19 protein-coding genes are annotated in these 15,175 nt (G+C 69.0%); 11 read left to right on the forward strand and 8 right to left on the reverse strand.

Features of this window, described 5'->3' with window-relative positions:
* Nucleotides 1–32 precede the first annotated feature (32 nt).
* The 3 genes from ACESMY_RS06075 (at nt 33) to cysK (ending at nt 1,653) form a co-directional block, all read left to right on the forward strand.
* Nucleotides 33–197 carry a hypothetical protein gene (locus ACESMY_RS06075; RefSeq protein ID WP_372783229.1) on the forward strand — a complete coding sequence of 55 codons (165 nt, stop codon included), beginning with the start codon at nt 33–35 and terminating at the stop codon, nt 195–197.
* A 3-nt stretch (nt 198–200) separates the two neighbouring features.
* Complete coding sequence (locus tag ACESMY_RS06080) at nt 201–464, forward strand: hypothetical protein (protein ID WP_372783231.1); 264 nt, start codon at nt 201–203, stop codon at nt 462–464.
* Between the two features lie 136 nt (nt 465–600).
* Nucleotides 601–1,653 carry a cysteine synthase A gene (cysK, locus tag ACESMY_RS06085; protein WP_372783233.1) on the forward strand — a complete coding sequence of 351 codons (1,053 nt, stop codon included), beginning with the start codon at nt 601–603 and terminating at the stop codon, nt 1,651–1,653.
* On the opposite strand, the gene ACESMY_RS06090 is transcribed toward cysK, so the two are convergent.
* Nucleotides 1,650–1,934, reverse strand: a complete 285-nt coding sequence (locus ACESMY_RS06090; RefSeq protein ID WP_372783235.1) for a hypothetical protein — start codon at nt 1,932–1,934, stop codon at nt 1,650–1,652. The genes cysK and ACESMY_RS06090 overlap by 4 nt on opposite strands.
* Nucleotides 1,935–2,103: 169 nt before the next feature.
* On the opposite strand from ACESMY_RS06090, the gene ACESMY_RS06095 reads away from it, so the two are divergent.
* The gene (locus ACESMY_RS06095; RefSeq protein WP_372783237.1) at nt 2,104–2,646 is read left to right on the forward strand and encodes a carboxymuconolactone decarboxylase family protein; all 543 of its coding nucleotides are present in this window, start codon (nt 2,104–2,106) and stop codon (nt 2,644–2,646) included.
* On the opposite strand, the gene ACESMY_RS06100 is transcribed toward ACESMY_RS06095, so the two are convergent.
* From ACESMY_RS06100 to ACESMY_RS06110, 3 genes are read right to left on the reverse strand one after another with little or no spacing between them, the layout of a single operon-like run.
* The gene (locus ACESMY_RS06100) at nt 2,643–3,152 is read right to left on the reverse strand and encodes a demethoxyubiquinone hydroxylase family protein (protein ID WP_372783404.1); all 510 of its coding nucleotides are present in this window, start codon (nt 3,150–3,152) and stop codon (nt 2,643–2,645) included. The genes ACESMY_RS06095 and ACESMY_RS06100 overlap by 4 nt on opposite strands.
* A gap of 50 nt (nt 3,153–3,202) precedes the next feature.
* Nucleotides 3,203–3,715: a disulfide bond formation protein B gene (locus ACESMY_RS06105; protein WP_372783239.1), complete on the reverse strand. Its 513-nt coding sequence runs from the start codon at nt 3,713–3,715 to the stop codon at nt 3,203–3,205.
* A gap of 34 nt (nt 3,716–3,749) precedes the next feature.
* On the reverse strand, nt 3,750–4,310 hold the full coding sequence (locus tag ACESMY_RS06110) for a YqaA family protein (protein WP_372783241.1): 561 nt from the start codon (nt 4,308–4,310) through the stop codon (nt 3,750–3,752).
* Between the two features lie 116 nt (nt 4,311–4,426).
* Between ACESMY_RS06110 and hppD the strand changes: the two genes are divergently transcribed.
* From hppD to ACESMY_RS06140, 6 genes are read left to right on the forward strand one after another with little or no spacing between them, the layout of a single operon-like run.
* The gene (hppD, locus tag ACESMY_RS06115) at nt 4,427–5,527 is read left to right on the forward strand and encodes a 4-hydroxyphenylpyruvate dioxygenase (RefSeq protein ID WP_372783243.1); all 1,101 of its coding nucleotides are present in this window, start codon (nt 4,427–4,429) and stop codon (nt 5,525–5,527) included.
* Complete coding sequence (locus tag ACESMY_RS06120) at nt 5,527–6,510, forward strand: isoaspartyl peptidase/L-asparaginase family protein (RefSeq protein ID WP_372783245.1); 984 nt, start codon at nt 5,527–5,529, stop codon at nt 6,508–6,510. The genes hppD and ACESMY_RS06120 overlap by 1 nt, the downstream gene beginning before the upstream one ends.
* Nucleotides 6,510–7,646 carry a homogentisate 1,2-dioxygenase gene (locus ACESMY_RS06125; RefSeq protein WP_372783247.1) on the forward strand — a complete coding sequence of 379 codons (1,137 nt, stop codon included), beginning with the start codon at nt 6,510–6,512 and terminating at the stop codon, nt 7,644–7,646. Before ACESMY_RS06120 ends, ACESMY_RS06125 begins: the two co-directional genes overlap by 1 nt.
* Nucleotides 7,643–7,912 carry a hypothetical protein gene (locus ACESMY_RS06130; protein WP_372783248.1) on the forward strand — a complete coding sequence of 90 codons (270 nt, stop codon included), beginning with the start codon at nt 7,643–7,645 and terminating at the stop codon, nt 7,910–7,912. Before ACESMY_RS06125 ends, ACESMY_RS06130 begins: the two co-directional genes overlap by 4 nt.
* 32 nt (nt 7,913–7,944) lie before the next feature.
* Nucleotides 7,945–8,949 carry a fumarylacetoacetate hydrolase family protein gene (locus ACESMY_RS06135; protein ID WP_372783250.1) on the forward strand — a complete coding sequence of 335 codons (1,005 nt, stop codon included), beginning with the start codon at nt 7,945–7,947 and terminating at the stop codon, nt 8,947–8,949.
* The gene (locus tag ACESMY_RS06140) at nt 8,946–9,407 is read left to right on the forward strand and encodes a MarR family winged helix-turn-helix transcriptional regulator (RefSeq protein ID WP_372783252.1); all 462 of its coding nucleotides are present in this window, start codon (nt 8,946–8,948) and stop codon (nt 9,405–9,407) included. Before ACESMY_RS06135 ends, ACESMY_RS06140 begins: the two co-directional genes overlap by 4 nt.
* Nucleotides 9,408–9,417: 10 nt before the next feature.
* On the opposite strand, the gene ACESMY_RS06145 is transcribed toward ACESMY_RS06140, so the two are convergent.
* The 3 genes from ACESMY_RS06145 to ACESMY_RS06155 all read right to left on the reverse strand — a co-directional run bounded on the left by ACESMY_RS06145 (nt 9,418) and on the right by ACESMY_RS06155 (nt 12,062).
* Nucleotides 9,418–9,768 (reverse strand): hypothetical protein, encoded by a 351-nt coding sequence (locus tag ACESMY_RS06145; protein ID WP_372783254.1) that lies wholly within the window; start codon nt 9,766–9,768, stop codon nt 9,418–9,420.
* A gap of 75 nt (nt 9,769–9,843) precedes the next feature.
* Nucleotides 9,844–11,733, reverse strand: a complete 1,890-nt coding sequence (locus ACESMY_RS06150; protein WP_372783256.1) for a ferrous iron transporter B — start codon at nt 11,731–11,733, stop codon at nt 9,844–9,846.
* Complete coding sequence (locus tag ACESMY_RS06155; RefSeq protein ID WP_372783258.1) at nt 11,730–12,062, reverse strand: ferrous iron transport protein A; 333 nt, start codon at nt 12,060–12,062, stop codon at nt 11,730–11,732. The genes ACESMY_RS06150 and ACESMY_RS06155 overlap by 4 nt, the downstream gene beginning before the upstream one ends.
* Nucleotides 12,063–12,292: 230 nt before the next feature.
* Between ACESMY_RS06155 and ACESMY_RS06160 the strand changes: the two genes are divergently transcribed.
* Nucleotides 12,293–13,282, forward strand: a complete 990-nt coding sequence (locus tag ACESMY_RS06160; RefSeq protein ID WP_372783260.1) for a site-specific integrase — start codon at nt 12,293–12,295, stop codon at nt 13,280–13,282.
* Between the two features lie 49 nt (nt 13,283–13,331).
* Here ACESMY_RS06160 and ACESMY_RS06165 read toward each other — a convergent pair whose 3' ends face one another.
* On the reverse strand, nt 13,332–14,864 hold the full coding sequence (locus ACESMY_RS06165) for a carboxylesterase/lipase family protein (RefSeq protein WP_372783262.1): 1,533 nt from the start codon (nt 14,862–14,864) through the stop codon (nt 13,332–13,334).
* Nucleotides 14,865–15,175 lie beyond the last annotated feature (311 nt).

Raw genomic sequence — 15,175 nt, forward strand, 5'->3', positions numbered from 1 at the left:
GCCCCGCCTTACCCCCGACGGAGACCAGACCCATGGCGCGTAAGCCCAACTACCCCTTCGAGCGCATGGAGCGCGAACGGCTGAAGGCCGCCAAGGTCGCCGAAAAGGCGCGGGCCAAGGCCGAGCAGCGTGAGCGCGACCGCGCCCAGGCCGAGGGCGGCGCGCCCGCCACGCCGTCCGACGACGACCAGGCCTGAGGCATGGCCGACGGCGCTATCTACAACCACGAGACCGTTGTCCTGGACGGGGAGACCTTTTCGTCCTGCGAGTTCCGCGACTGCCGCCTGGTCTATTCCGGCGGCGAGCCGCCGACCTTCACGGACTGCCGCATCGACGACTGCGAGTGGAAATTCGAGGACGCCGCCGGGCGCACCCTGGCCTTCCTCAAGGTGGTTTGGGGTGCGGGCGGCAAGGCCCCGGTCCAGGGCCTGATCAAGGAAATCACCGGCGGCGGCGGACGTTAGGCGCCCGCCGCGACATGGCGACCGCCGGCCGTCGCGCGGCGCGACCCCAGAGAATGTCCAAATGACCCATGTTCTGCTGAATTGACTCCTCGCCGGCCCTGGCTTCCAGTCCGCGGCCGAACGAGAGGGACGCCACATGGCACGATACGACAGCATTCTGGGCACCGTCGGGAACACCCCGGTCGTGCGGATCAACCGCCTCGCGCCGGCCGGCGTGAACCTCTACGTCAAGGTCGAGGCCTTCAACCCGCTGGGCTCGGTCAAGGACCGCCTGGCGCTGGGCGTCATCGAGGCGGCCGAGAAGTCCGGGGCTCTCAAGCCCGGCCAGACGGTGATCGAGGCCACCAGCGGCAACACCGGCATCGGCCTGGCCATGGTCTGCGCGGCCAAGGGCTATCCACTGGTCGTCACCATGGCCGAGAGCTTCTCCATCGAGCGCCGGCGGCTGATGCGTTTCCTGGGCGCCAAGGTGGTGCTGACGCCGGCCGCGCTGCGCGCCACGGGCATGGTCGAGAAGACCATCGAGCTGGCCAAGACCCACGGCTGGTTCATGACCCGCCAGTTCGAGAACGAGGCCAACCCGGACATCCACTCCAAGACCACGGCCCAGGAGATCCTGCGCGACTTCGAGGGCGAGCAGCTCGACTACTGGGTGACTGGCTACGGCACGGGCGGCACCCTGAAGGGCGTGGGGCGCGTGCTGCGCGAGAAGAGCCCCAAGACCCGGATCGTCGTCTGCGAGCCGCAGGACGCCCAACTCCTCGCATCGGGCGAGCCCCAGGCGCGCAATCCGGACGGCACGCCGGCCGCCGGCCATCCGGCCTGGAAACCGCACCCGATGCAGGGCTGGACGCCGGACTTCATCCCCAAGCTCACCGGCGACGCCGTCGACCTGGGCCTGGCCGACCAGATCCTGCCGATCCCGGGTCCGGAAGCGATCCGGCTCAGCCAGGAGCTGGCCACCAAGGAAGGCATCTTCGTGGGCATCACCTCCGGCGCGACCTTCGCCGGCGCGCTGAAGATCGCCGCCGACGCGCCGAAGGGGACCAACATCCTGGCCATGCTGCCCGACACCGGCGAACGCTATCTCTCAACCCCGCTGTTCGCCGACGTGCCGGTCGACATGACCGAGGAGGAGCAGGCGATCTTCCGCTCGAGCCCGATGTTCACGGAAACCGCGGCGGCCTAGCGGAAGACGTAGATCCCGCCCGTGGCGCCCCGCGGCGCCTCGGCGAGACCGCGGATCTCCAGCCTGGCGCGGCGCGACCCGCACAGGCAGCGTAGCCGTGTCTCCAGGTGGGCCGTCGCCTGACGGCCGAGTCCCTGGCTCACCCAGGGCCTGGGATCGATCGCCGCCTCGCGCCCGCAGCGGCAGATCGCCCACAGGCTCGATCGCGCCGCCAGCGCCTGGTTGAGCCGGGGCCAAGCCGGCCAGGCCGCAAGGCTCCGATAGGATGCGCCGTCCGCCATGTTCGCCTCGTCCTGAATCGCCAACAAGAACAAAAACAGAACTTATCGATCGGCGCTACGCCGCTGCGGCTGTATCGGCGGCGGCCCGCAACCGCACGGCGACGCTACCGCGTTGCGGACTTGCGTTCGGCGTAATTGCTACATAATTAGTAGCAAAAGGAGCGTCGCCATGCCCCGTATCGAGCCCTTGAACGACCCCTATGCGCCGGAGGTCCAGGCGAGCTTCGACCGGGTCATGCGCGGTGCGCCGCCGCTCGCGCTGTTCCGAACCCTGGCGGTCAGCGAGCGGGCGTGGGCCCGGTTCCGGGCGGGGTCGCTGCTGGACAAGGGCCCGCTCAGCCTGCGCGAGCGGGAGATCGTCATCGACCGTACCAGCGCGCTCAACGGCTGCGAATACGAGTGGGGCGTGCACGTCGCGCTGTTCGCCGAAGCCGCGGGCCTGACGCCCCAGGAGGTGGCCGCGACGGCGGCGGGGGAGGTGACGGCGGATTGGAGCCCGGCGGAACGGGCGCTGCTCGCCGCGGTGGATGGCCTGCACGCGCGCTCGACGCTCTCGCAAGCCGAGTTCGAGGCCTTGCGCGTGCATTTCGACGACGAGCAGATGCTGGAGATCATCCTGCTCTGCGGCTTCTACCGGACGGTGTCCTACCTGGCCAACGCGCTCGACCTGCCGCTTGAGGCGGGCGCGGCGCGGTTCCCGGCGGCGGCCTAGAGCTTCTCGCTGATCTTGATCGCCGCGCGGCAGCCGGTGCGGATCACCGCCGACAGCAGGGCGTAGCCGGGCGCCTCGCGGGCCCCCTCCTCGACGGCCAGGTCGCGGTGGGCCAGCTCCTCGTCGCGGAACTTCGACAGCTCCGCGGCGAGGTCCGGGTCGTGCTCGGCGAGCTCGGCGACCTGGTGGGCGTAGTGCTCCTCGATGACGGTCTCGACCGCCTCGGTGCAGGCGTGGGCGGCCTTGTCGCCCATCAGGGCGGTCCCTGCGCCGAGCGCGAAGGCGGCCATCCGCCAGACCGGCGCCATCGCCGTCGGCCGCACCTGGCGCTCGGTGAGCAGCCGGTCGAAGCGGGCGAGGTGCTGGCCCTCCTGCTCCTCCATCTCGGCGAGCTGGCCGGCGATCCGTTCGTGGCCCGCCGCGCCTCCCAACACCGTGCGCTGGCCGCGATAGATGGCGACGGCGGCCATTTCGCCCGCGTGGTCGACGCGCAGGATCTCCGCCATCCGGGCGGCGAGCGCGCCGCGGCCTGGACGCGGCGGGACCGGCTTGGCGCTCACGCCTTGCTCCGTTCGCGCAGCGCCGCGGCCGCGCTCAGCGCCGCCAGGATCAGCGAGGCCACGGTGTTCCAGCCCGCCATGGAAAGGCCGGCGAGCTTCCAGGCCGGCTGGTCGCAGGCCGGCATCTTCACCCCGCCGCCGTTCAGCAGCTCGCGCAGCGCCGCGGCGGTCACCCGTCCGCCGCCGGAGCAACTCTGCGGCCCCGGCCAGAACTTCCACTCGACGCCCGCGTGGTAGCCGGCGACGCCCGCGCCCACCAGGAAGAACAGGCCGAGCGCCCAGCAGGTGGGCTCGCGCCAGCGCGGACCGCCCGCCGTCCGGACGACGACCATGGCGACGGCCGCGAAGGCGCCGGCCGCCCAATAGACCGTCCGCTGCTTCAGACAAAGCTCGCAGGGCGCCAGCCCCCCAAAGGTCTGGAAGGCGTGGGCGATGGCCAGCATGGCGCCGGAGGCCAGCAGCGCGAAAAGCCGCCAGCGGTCGAGGATCGGTCGCAGGATCGTCTGCATGAGCGCCTCTATAGCCCGGCTCGCCGCGCGAGGCCTAGTGAGCGAACTTCAACGCCATGAGCAGGGCGACGACCACGACCGCCGCGGCGCTGGCCACCAGGGCCAGGCGCTTCTCGACGAAGGCGCGGATCGGCTCGCCGTAGATCTTCAGCAACACGGCTTCCAGCGAGAACCTGAGGCCCCGCACCAGGATCGAGACGCCGATGAAGAGGCCGAAGTCGAGCTTGGCCATCCCCGAGGCGATGGCGGTGATCTTGTAGGGGATCGGCACGGCGATCAGCAGGGCGCCCCACTGGGAATACCAGGCGTGGAACGAGGCATAGCTGCCGCCGGTCAGGGACAGGAGCCACTCGCCCACCGGCTGCAGGAAGAAGCCCACAGCGTAGCCGCATGATCCGCCGGCGATCGAGCAGACCGTGGTCAGCAGCGCATAGCGCAGCGCCCGGCGGCGGTCGCCGAGCACCACCGGCATCAGCAGGACGTCCGGCGGGATCGGGAAGAACAACCCTTCGCAAAAGGCGATCGCGCCCAACGCCAGCGGCGCGCGCGGCGAGGCGGCGAAGCCCATCACCCAGTCATAGGTCTTGCGAAGCATCGACTATCCCAGAGAATGTTGCCGCGTTGAGCTATCAGGCGCGACAAACCTTGTCTTCCGGCTACCGCGAACTAGTTACAGATGATACCAACCCGCTCCAGACAGGAGACAGCCGCATGACCGTCGACGTGAAGGCCCAAGGCCGAGACCTTTTCGAGAACCCGCTGGGCACCGACGGCTTCGAGTTCGTCGAGTTCACCTCGCCCGAGCCGGCACGGCTGAAGGGTCTCTTCGAGCTGATGGGCTTCACGGCGGTCTCCAAGCACCGTTCGAAGAACGTGCTGCGCTTCCGCCAGGGCGACATCAACTTCCTGCTCAACATGGAAGCCTCGGGCCAGCCGGCCGACTTCCGCCAGGTGCACGGCCCCTCGGCCAACGCCATGGCGTTCCGCGTCAAGGACGCCGCCAAGGCGCTCAAGCTCGCCGTCGAGCGCGGCGCCAAGGCCGTCACCGGCCCGGTCGGCCCCATGGAGCTGAACATCCCGGCGATCGAAGGGATCGGCGGCTCGAACCTCTATCTGGTCGACCGCTACGGCGCCCAGGAGATCTACGACGTCGACTTCGTGCCGATCCCCGGCGCGGCCGAGGCCATGGCGAAGAACGGCAAGGGCCTGACCTATCTCGACCACCTGACCCACAACGTCTTCCGCGGCAACATGGCCAAGTGGGCCGACTTCTACGAGCGCATCTTCAACTTCCGGGAAATCCGCTATTTCGACATCGAGGGCGCCCAGACCGCGCTGATCTCCAAGGCCATGACCAGCCCCTGCGGCAAGATCCGCATCCCGCTGAACGAGAGCCAGGACGACCATTCCCAGATCGAGGAATTCCTGCGCGATTACCACGGCGAGGGCATCCAGCACGTGGCCCTGGGGACCGCCGACATCTTCGCCTCCGTCGAGACGATGCGCGAGCAGGGCGTGAAATTCCAGGACACGATCGACAGCTACTACGAGCTCCTGGACGCCCGGGTCCCGGAGCATGGCGAGAACCTGCAGCGGTTGCAGGCCGACAAGATCCTGCTCGACGGCGCGCCCACCGAGGGCCAGGGCCTGCTCCTGCAGATCTTCACCGAGAACATGATCGGCCCGATCTTCTTCGAACTGATCCAGCGCAAGGGCAACGAGGGCTTCGGCGAGGGCAACTTCAAGGCGCTCTTCGAATCCATCGAACTCGACCAGATCCGCCGCGGAGTGCTGCCGGCGAAGGACGCCTGATGTCCGCATCCGCCTGGTCGCTGGTCCTGCACGGCGGGTCGGGCGTCATCGACCGCGCCGACCTGAAGCCGGAGCAGGACAGGGCCTATCGCGCGGTCCTGGCGCGGGCCGCCGAGGCGGGCGCCGCGGTGCTCAAGGCCTCGGGCGCGGCGCTCGACGCCGTCGAGGCGGCGATCCACGTCCTGGAAGACGACCCGCTGTTCAACGCCGGGCGCGGCGCGGTCTTCACCGCCGACGGCCGCATCGAGCTCGACGCCGCGATCATGGACGGGGCGACGCTCGAGGCGGGCGCGGTCGCCGGCGTCACCCGGGTGCGCAATCCGATCTCCGCGGCGCGCGCGGTCATGGAGCGCTCGCCGCACGTGCTCCTGATGGGGACCGGCGCGGACGCCTTCGCGGCGACCGAGGGCCTGGCGCGCGTCGAGCCGTCGTACTTCTTCGTCGAACGCCGCTGGCGGGCGCTAGAAAAGCAGCTCGCGCGCGATGGGCTTGCCGTCCCGCCGCGTCCCGACGGCGCCTCGCGCGACGAGAGCCACGCCGCGCTCGCCCACGACGAGGGCAAGCGCGGCACGGTCGGCGTCGTGGCCCGCGACGTCCGCGCCAATGTGGCGGCCGGCACCTCCACCGGCGGCACCACCGGCAAGCGCTGGGGCCGGGTCGGCGACAGTCCGCTGATCGGCGCCGGCACCTATGCCTCCAACCGCTCCGCCGCGGTCTCTGGCACCGGCGAGGGCGAGTACTTCATCCGGCTCTCGGTGGCCCGCGAGATCTGCGCGCTCGTCGAGCTGAAGGGACTCTCGCTGCAGGCCGCCGTCGACCAGGTCATCCAGACCGACCTCACCGCGCTCGGCGGGCAGGGCGGGGTGATCGCCGTCGCTCCGGACGGACAAATGGCCTGGAGCTTCAACACCTCGGGCATGTACCGTGCCCGCATCGCCGACGGTCAGCCGTTGGCGGTGGCGATCTACAAGGACGAACCCTGATGGCGTCTCGTAACTGGATCCCCGTCCGCGGCGCGCAAGGCGTGCACTCGCGCCAGGCCCACGCCGACATGCCCGCCGGCACCTATGAGCGGGAAATCTCCAAGGAGGGCTTCTTCGGCCCCGCCGCCTTCATCCATCACAGGCGCCCGCCGACCGGCTGGGTGAACTTCGAGGGCCCGCTTCGCCCTCGCGCCTTCGACCTCAATGCGCTGAACGCCGCCGAGCCCAGCCCCTGGGCGGCCGGCAAGGTGCTCTACAATCCCGCCGTCGAGATCCGCTTCTGGAAGCTGGCCTCGGCCATGCGGGCGCTCGCCCGCAACGCCGACGGCGACCAGCTGCTGTTCATCCACGCAGGCGCGGGCGACCTCTTCTGCGACTACGGGCGCCTGGCCTACAGCGCCGGCGACTATCTCTACCTGCCGCGCGGCACCATGTGGCGGCTGACCCCGGCCGAGCCCACCGCCGTCCTGATGATCCAGGCCACCAACACCCACTTCGGCCTGCCGGACAAAGGCCTGCTCGGCGGCCACGCGCTCTTCGATCCGGCCATGCTGGAGACGCCCGCCATCGACGAGGCCTTCAAGGCCCACCAGAACGAGACCGGCGAATACCGCGTGGAGATCAAGAAGCGCGGCGAGGTCTCAACGGTCACCTATCCCTATAATCCGCTGGACGCCGTCGGCTGGCACGGCGACCTCGCCCCGGTGCGGCTGAACGTGAAGGACCTGCGGCCGGTCTCCAGCCACCGCTACCACCTGCCGCCGTCGGTCCACACGACCTTCCTGAGCGACCGCTTCGTGGTCTGCACCTTCGCCCCGCGCCCGTTCGAGACCGATCCCGGCGCGTTGAAGGTGCCGTTCTTCCACAACAACGACGACTTCGACGAGGTGCTGTTCTACCACGCCGGCGACTTCTTCAGCCGCGACCACATCGAGGCCGGGATGATGACCTTCCATCCCTCCGGCTTCACTCACGGGCCGCATCCCAAGGCGCTGAAGAACATGCTCTCCCAGCCCAAGCCGGCCACCGACGAATACGCCGTGATGATCGACACCCGCGATCCGCTTGAGGTGGGCGAGGCCGCCGCCTCGGTCGAGAACCCCGCCTATGTCGACAGCTGGAAGGCCCAGGCTTGAGCTTCGAGACCGACCTGGAGGAGGCCGCCCGCGAGGAGCTGGAGCGCGCCTGCACCCTGGGCTGGAAGGAGCTCTCGGCCCACACGCCCTGGGGCGACAACTTCGAGGGCTTCACGCCCGCCGGCCGCGAGGTCACCTTCGAGCGCAGCTATCTGTGGGACGGCGAGGCAGGCGGCGATATTCGTGTCGAGGTCACCGTTTACGAGGCCCACGCCTACGAAGAAGGCGTTACGCTGAACCGAACCCTCCGCCAAACCCTTGCGTGAAGACGGGGCTGCGGCCTGAAGAAGGAATTCCGATGAAGCTTGCGTCCCTGAAGGGCGGCCGTGACGGGCGGCTGGTGGTGGTCTCCAACGACCTCGCCTGGTTCACCGAGGCCCATCACATCGCGCCCACCCTGCAGGCGGCGCTCGACCATTGGGAAGGCTGCGCGCCGGCGCTTCGGGGTCTCGCCGAAAGCCTTGAGCATGGCGCCGTGCCGCAGGAACGCTTCCACGAGCACCAGGCCGCGAGCCCCCTGCCACGCGCCTACCAGTGGGCCGACGGCTCGGCCTATGTGAACCACGTGGCCCTGGTCCGTCAGGCCCGGGGCGCCGAGATGCCCGAGAGCTTCTGGACCGATCCCCTGATGTACCAGGGCGGCTCCGACGGCTTCCTGGCGCCGCGCGATCCGATCCCGCTGGCCGACCCTGCCTGGGGTCTCGACCTGGAGGGCGAGGTGGCGGTGATCACCGGCGACGTGCCGCAGGGCGCCACCCGCGAGCAGGCGCTGGCCGCGGTGCGGCTGGTGATGCTCTGCAACGACGTCTCGCTGCGCAACCTGATCCCGGGAGAACTGGCCAAGAGCTTCGGCTTCTTCCAGTCGAAGCCCGCCTCGGCCTTCTCGCCGGTGGCCGTCACGCCGGACGACCTGCCGGGCTGGAAGGACGGCAAGCTCTCGGGCGCGCTCTCCGTCGAACTCAACGGCAAGTCCTTGGGCGAGGCCGACGCGGCCGTCGACATGACCTTCGATTTCGGGACCCTGATCGCCCACGCGGCGAAGACCCGGGCGCTGTCGGCCGGCTCCATCGTCGGCTCCGGCACGGTCTCCAACCGCGGCCCGGACGGCGGGCCCGGCAAGCCGGTGGCCGACGGCGGCGTCGGCTATTCCTGCCTGGCGGAGATCCGCACCATCGAGACCCTCGCGTCGGGCGCGCCCAAGACCCCGTTCCTGGCGGCGGGGGACACCGTGCGCATCGAGATGCGCGACGCCAAGCGCCACTCGATCTTCGGGGCCATAGAACAGGCGGTGGTCGCGGTATGAGCGAGGCTGAGCTCAGGCTCGACGCCTATCTGCCCTACCGCCTGTCGGTCGCTTCCAACGCCGTCTCCGGCCTGATCGCGCGCGCCTACCAGGACCGTTTCGGCCTGAGCGTTCCGCAATGGCGATTGATCTGCGTGCTGGCCGAGGGCGACGGCCTGACCCAGGGCCAGCTGGTGGCCCGCACGGTGATGGACAAGGTGACGGTGAGCCGCGCGGCCCAGGGGCTCCTGAAGCGGCATCTGGTGGCCCGCTCGGACCACCAGGCGGACGGGCGAAGCCACGTCCTGGCGCTGACGCCGGAAGGCGCTGGGCTGCACGCCGAGATCGCGCCGTTGGCGTTGGCCTATGAGGCGGCGCTGATCGCGGGCCTTGCGCCCGACGAGGTCGCGCTGCTGAAGCGTCTGCTCACGCGCCTGCAATCGGCGGCGGGGCAGCTCGCGGGGGACGCTCAGTCCTGACGCGCACCTCCTAGTGGAGGTAGGCCGGTTCCTTGAGCACGCCCCAGCGATGCGAACCCTCGCCGAACGGCAGGTGGAAGCCGTAGGCGGCTCGCCTGCGCTCGTCGCGCCAGTTCTCCTCGAAGGAGAGGATGACGGCCACCTCGAGGTCTTCGGGGATCTGCCGGACATCGTGACCAAGCTTCTTGGCCACGGATTCAATCACCATCGCGCGGTGCGCTTCGCCGCCGAGCGAAAGGAGAGCCTCGCGAACACGCTTGGCCAGGGTTTGAGTCCCGCGAGCGGGCTTCTTGCCGTGGGCTGCGTCGGAGGAGGTTTCGTGTGTTTTCTGCATCACCAGCGCAACCTGCGCCCATCTCATTTAGCGCCCAGTTAAAGGGTAGGTTGAATTCTAGGTTAATTCGCAACTTCCGGTGTCGTCCCGAAAAGCCCGGATTCAGCCCAGTCCGAAGGCCCGCGCGGTCTGGTAGACGACCAGGGCTGCGAGGTAGGCGAGGGTTGTCATGTAGACCAGCATCACCGCCGGCCAGAGCCAGGAATTGGTCTCGCGCTTCACCACCCCGATGGTCGAGGCGCACTGCGGGGCGAAGACGTACCAGGCCAGGAACGAGAGGCCGGTGGCGATCGACCAGTGGTGCGAGAGCGTGGTGGCGAGCGCGCCGGGGGCGGCGTCCGCATTGCCGATGGCGTAGACGGTGCCCAGCGCCGCAACCGCGACCTCGCGCGCAGCGAAGCCGGGGATCAGCGCCACGGTCATCTGCCAGTTGAAACCGATCGGCGCGAGCAGCGGCTGGATCAGGTGGCCGATCCGCCCGGCCAGGCTGTAGTTGATCGCCGGGTCCGTCGCCCCGGCCGGCGCGCCGGGGAAGGACGAGAAGAACCAGACCAGGATCATCATCGGCAGGATGATCGTGCCGGCCCGGGTGATGAAGATCTTGCCGCGTATATAGAGGCTGCGCGTCACATTGACGGCGTCCGGCAGCTTGTAGGCCGGCAGTTCCATCAGGAAGGGCTCGACCGCGCCGCGCCAGAAGAGCCGCCGGGTGATGAACGAGACCCCGAGCGCGCTGACGATGCCGGCGGCGTAGAGCCCGAACATGACGAGGCCCGGCAGGCTGAGGACGCCCAGCACCTGGCGGTTGGGAATGAAGGCCGAGATGATCAGGGTGTAGACCGGGATCCTGGCCGAGCAGGTCATCAGCGGCGCGACCATGATGGTGGTCAGCCGGTCGCGTTTGTTGTCGATCACCCGCGTCGACATGATCCCCGGGATCGCGCAGGCGAAGCTCGACAGCAGCGGGATGAAGGCCCGGCCGTGCAGGCCCGCCCCGCCCATGATCCGGTCCATCAGGAAGGCCGCGCGGGCCATGTACCCGAAGTCCTCCAGGAGGATGATGAAGAAGAACAGCACCAGGATCTGCGGCAGGAACACCAGCACCGAGCCGACGCCGGAGATCAGCCCGTCGGTCAGGAAGCTGGTCAGGATGCCGGGCGGCAGGTGGGCGGCGAGGAAGGCGCCGGTCGCCGAGAAGCCCTCGCCCAGCAGGTCGCCCGCCGCCTTCGACCAGGTGAAGACCGCCTGGAACATCACAAAGAGCAGGGTGAAGAGGATCGCCAGGCCCGCGACCGGGTGCAGCAGCACGGAGTCCACCTTGCCGGTGAAGGTGTCGGGCCGCTCGGCGGCGCGGACGTTGGCCCGCAGGATCCGCTGGGCCTCGCGGTGGGCGTCGCGGATCTGGCCGGCGTCCGGTTCGCGCCAGGTGTTGTCGGCGCCGATCGCGCCGGCGGCGACCAGCGCCTCGACCTGGGCCACCAGATCCTCGATGCCGCGCTTGCGGGTGGCGACCGTGGTGACGATCGGGCAGCCGATGTCGCGCGCCAGGCCCTCAAGGTCGATGCGCAGGCCCTGGCGCTGGGCAATGTCGTACATGTTGAGCGCCAGCACCATCGGCCGGCCCACCGCCTTCAGCTCCAGGATCAGCCGCAGCACCAGGCGCAGGTTCGTGGCGTCGGCCACGCAGACCAGGACGTCGGGCGCCTGTTCGCCGGCCAGCTTGCCCAGCACCGCGTCGCGGGTGACTACCTCGTCGGGGCTGCGGGCGCGCAGGGAATAGGTCCCGGGCAGGTCGAGGATCGACAGCGACCGGCCGCTGGAGGTGGCGACCTGGCCCTCCTTCCGCTCGACGGTGACGCCGGCGTAGTTGGCGACCTTCTGGCGGCTGCCGGTCAGCGCGTTGAAGAGGGCGGTCTTGCCGGAGTTGGGATTGCCGACCAGCGCCACCCTCGCGGTGGGCAGGCGGGCGCCCGGCAGGGCTGCGTCGCTCATTTGGCGTCCAGCAGGACCCAGACGTCCTCGGCGTCGCGGCGGCGCAGGCCGATGCGCATGTCGTCGAGCCGCACCGCGATCGGGTCGCGCCAGATCGCGCCCTCATGCAGGACTTCGACCCGCGCGCCCTCGACGAAGCCGAACTCCAGCAGCCGGCGCTGCAGCTCGTCGACCGCTACGCCATGGTCGCCGGGATGGCTCTCGGCCCGCACGTCGACGATCACGCCGCGGTCGCCGGGCCGGGCCGCGCTTAGCCGCACGGGCTGGCCGTCCGGCGCCGCCGTCTCGGCGGCCGCGGCCTTCGCAGGCTCGGCGAGCATGTCATGCATGGCGTTGAACTCGGACCAGACGCTTAGTTGCGATTGATTATCAGTTACGAACGCCGATGTCGATGCGCAAGGCCAAGGCCGAAGTTGGCGAAGCGCCCGCTCGCCGCTATAGGGGCCTCAGCGTGCCCGAGTGGTGGAATTGGTAGACGCGCCGGACTCAAAAGCGTCGCCGCAAGCCCAAGAAGGACGCCGCGACGGGACCGACCTTCCGCGAGGCGGCCGAGCTGTTCATGGCGGAGTTTCGGGTCATGACGCTCGGCGAGCGCAACGAGGAGTATGTGGATGGCAAGGAGCGGCACCTGCGGCTCTACCTGCTGCCGTTCTTCGGCAAGCTGCCGGTCACTGAGGTCACGTCCGGTTTGATCTCGGAGTACCGCGTCTCCCGCGTGACCGCGCCGCCGGATCAAGAGACCGGATGGCGCAGCAAGATCGGCCGCCAGCGCCGCACGTTCAAGCGCCCGGCCCGGGCGACCCTACATCAGGAAATCGTCACCCTGCGCCAGGTGATGAAGACCGCGAACCGCAAGGGCTGGATCGCCGCGGTTCCGGACATGTCGGCGCCTTACAAGACCAACGGCAAGGTCTCGCACCGGGCCTGGTTTGCGCCCGACGAGTACAAGCGTTTCTACCAGGCGACCCGGGAGCGGGCCCGCAATCCTTTGAACGAGCGGTGGCGCTGGGAGTGCGAGCAGTTCCATGACTGGGTGCTGTTCATGGCCAACACCGGTCTGCGGCCCGACGAGGCGTCCAACCTGCAGTACCGGGACGTGACGATCATCCTGGACGAGGCGACCAACGAGCGCATCCTGGAGATCGTGGTCCGCGGCAAGCGCGGGGTCGGCTACTGCAAATCCATGACCGGCGCGGTGCTGCCGTTCCAGCGGCTGCGCAAGCGCAACAGCCCCAAGCCTGAGGACCTGATTTTCGGGCCGGTGCAGCGCGAGCTCCTCAACGCCGTCCTCGGCGAGCTCGACCTCAAAAAGGATCGGGAAGGCAACGCCCGGACGGCCTATAGCCTACGCCACACCTACATCAGCATGCGGCTGATGGAGGGGGCGGACATCTATCAAATCGCGAAGAACTGTCGCACGAGCGTGGAGATGATCGAGAAATTCTACGCTTCCCACATCGCCAACACGTTGGACGCGGCGGCGATCAACGTGCGGAAGGCGAAACCGCGGAAGGTCCCTTCCGCGGTCAAGGCGTTGGCGGAGGCCTAAAGCGCCGCTCCGTGCACGCGGATCCATAAACTGATCACCGCGGAGCGAGCTACTTTGCGCCGATGATCGCCGCCGCAGCCGCCTCCTGTGCGTCGAGCTGCGGCTTGCGGAAATGGGCACGGACCCCCGCGGGTTCGCCGAACTCCAGAAGTTGGTCTGAAGCCGGATTATAGGCCGGCCACGGCTGTCCCCCGCAGGTCGGCCGCCCGGTCTTGGCGAACCCCACCCAGCAGGAATGCATCAGCGTCGCCTGCGCGCGTTCGCCCGGCGTGATCAACGGTGTGCGGCCTGGAATGGCGTCGATGGAATCGAACGCGAACACGATCTCCGAGGCATGGGCGGCGCCCGGCCTCGCCGACCTCTGCCGTTCGGGGACATAGGAGAAGTAGTAGAGCCAGGCTGGCGCCTTCATCGATTGCTTGCGCGCGATCCATCGCGCCGGCGCGCCCATGTTCTGGTCGTTGAACATCATCCGACCTTGGTTGGACTCGGTCGCGGCGTCCGACGCATAGGCTGTCCGCATCGCCGCAGATGCCTGGGTGACGACCGCCTTGGCGTTCAGGCCGAAGGCGCTCATCAGCGTCGCCTCATCGCTGTTGGAGCCGATGATCAAGGGCACGGGGTTGGCGTGGCCGCGGGCGAAACCCTGCGCGGTTCCCTCTTTCAACAGCCGTCCATCGACGATCGGGAACGACATCTCGGTGATCGTACCCAGCAACTTGTCCATCGGTAGGGCGCGAAGCTCGAGGGCGGTGGCGCTCGCGCTGGAAAGGCCGAGTTTGCCGGCGACAGCGGCGCCCTTGGCCTCCGCCTGGGCAAGGGTGATGGGCGCATCCCAGCCCGCGCCGGACTCGACGATCGCCTTCTTGTAGAGACCTCTCGCCGACGGCGCATTGAGCAGCGCCAGGACGTCGATGCCGCCCGCCGACTCCCCAAAGATCGTGACATTCGAGGGGTCGCCGCCGAAGGCCGCGATGTTTCGCTTTACCCATTTGAGGGCTGCGATCTGGTCCATCAGGCCGTAGGAACCGAGCGGCTGGCCGGCGGCGGCCTCGGCCGTCAGGGCCGGATGGGCGAAAAACCCGAAGGGCCCGAGCCGATAGTTCATCGCCACCAGCACGACCCCGTCGCGAGCGAAGTTCCGACCGTCCAGGCTGGTCAGGTTGGTGGCCCCGCCAATGTTCCCCCCGCCATAGATCCAAACCATCACCGGCGCACGCTTGGCGCCCTTGGGCGCCGTGACATCGAGGGTCAGGCAGTCCTCGCTGATCGGTCCCGCATAACCGCCGACATTGCCTGTACCGTTGGCGTTCACCTTCTGCGGGCAGGCGGGCGGCGGGGCGGTCGCCGGCCGCTCCGAGGCCCAACTGGCGGCAGGCGCCGGCGGCTTCCAGCGCAAGGGCCCTGTCGGCGGCGCGGCGTAGGGTATGCCGAGGAATACCTCGGCTGGGCCACGCTCGAGGCCGACGACGACCCCTGTATCGATATGAGCCCGAGGCGCGGCCTCAGCCTGGGCGCTGACCACCCCCATCCAGGCGAAGGCCGCCGCAGCGGCCGATCGCATCGCGAATCTCGATCGCATGCCTGCTTCTCCCTACGCACATCCAGTGGACCGGCCCGCGCCCGGTCGGCGCGTCGCTCCGCGTCGATGCGGTCATGAGTGTCGTCTATTCGGCATGCTCGTCCCGCGATAGGGCCTAATCCGACCGCGGCCGAAGCGCGGGCGGTTCAAGCCGCGCAGGGTCCAGAAGGGGCCGCTCGAACCTCACCTCGATGAACTCGTGCTTCGAGCGGGCGACGAAGGCGCGCGCGGAGAGAGTGCAATGCCATTCGTAGGCATCAGCATGGACGCCGTGCGCGACCAAAGCCGACTGCGACACCTATGCGCTCCAG

This window comes from Phenylobacterium sp., from assembly GCF_041691455.1.
Classification (GTDB): Bacteria; Pseudomonadota; Alphaproteobacteria; order Caulobacterales; family Caulobacteraceae; genus Phenylobacterium.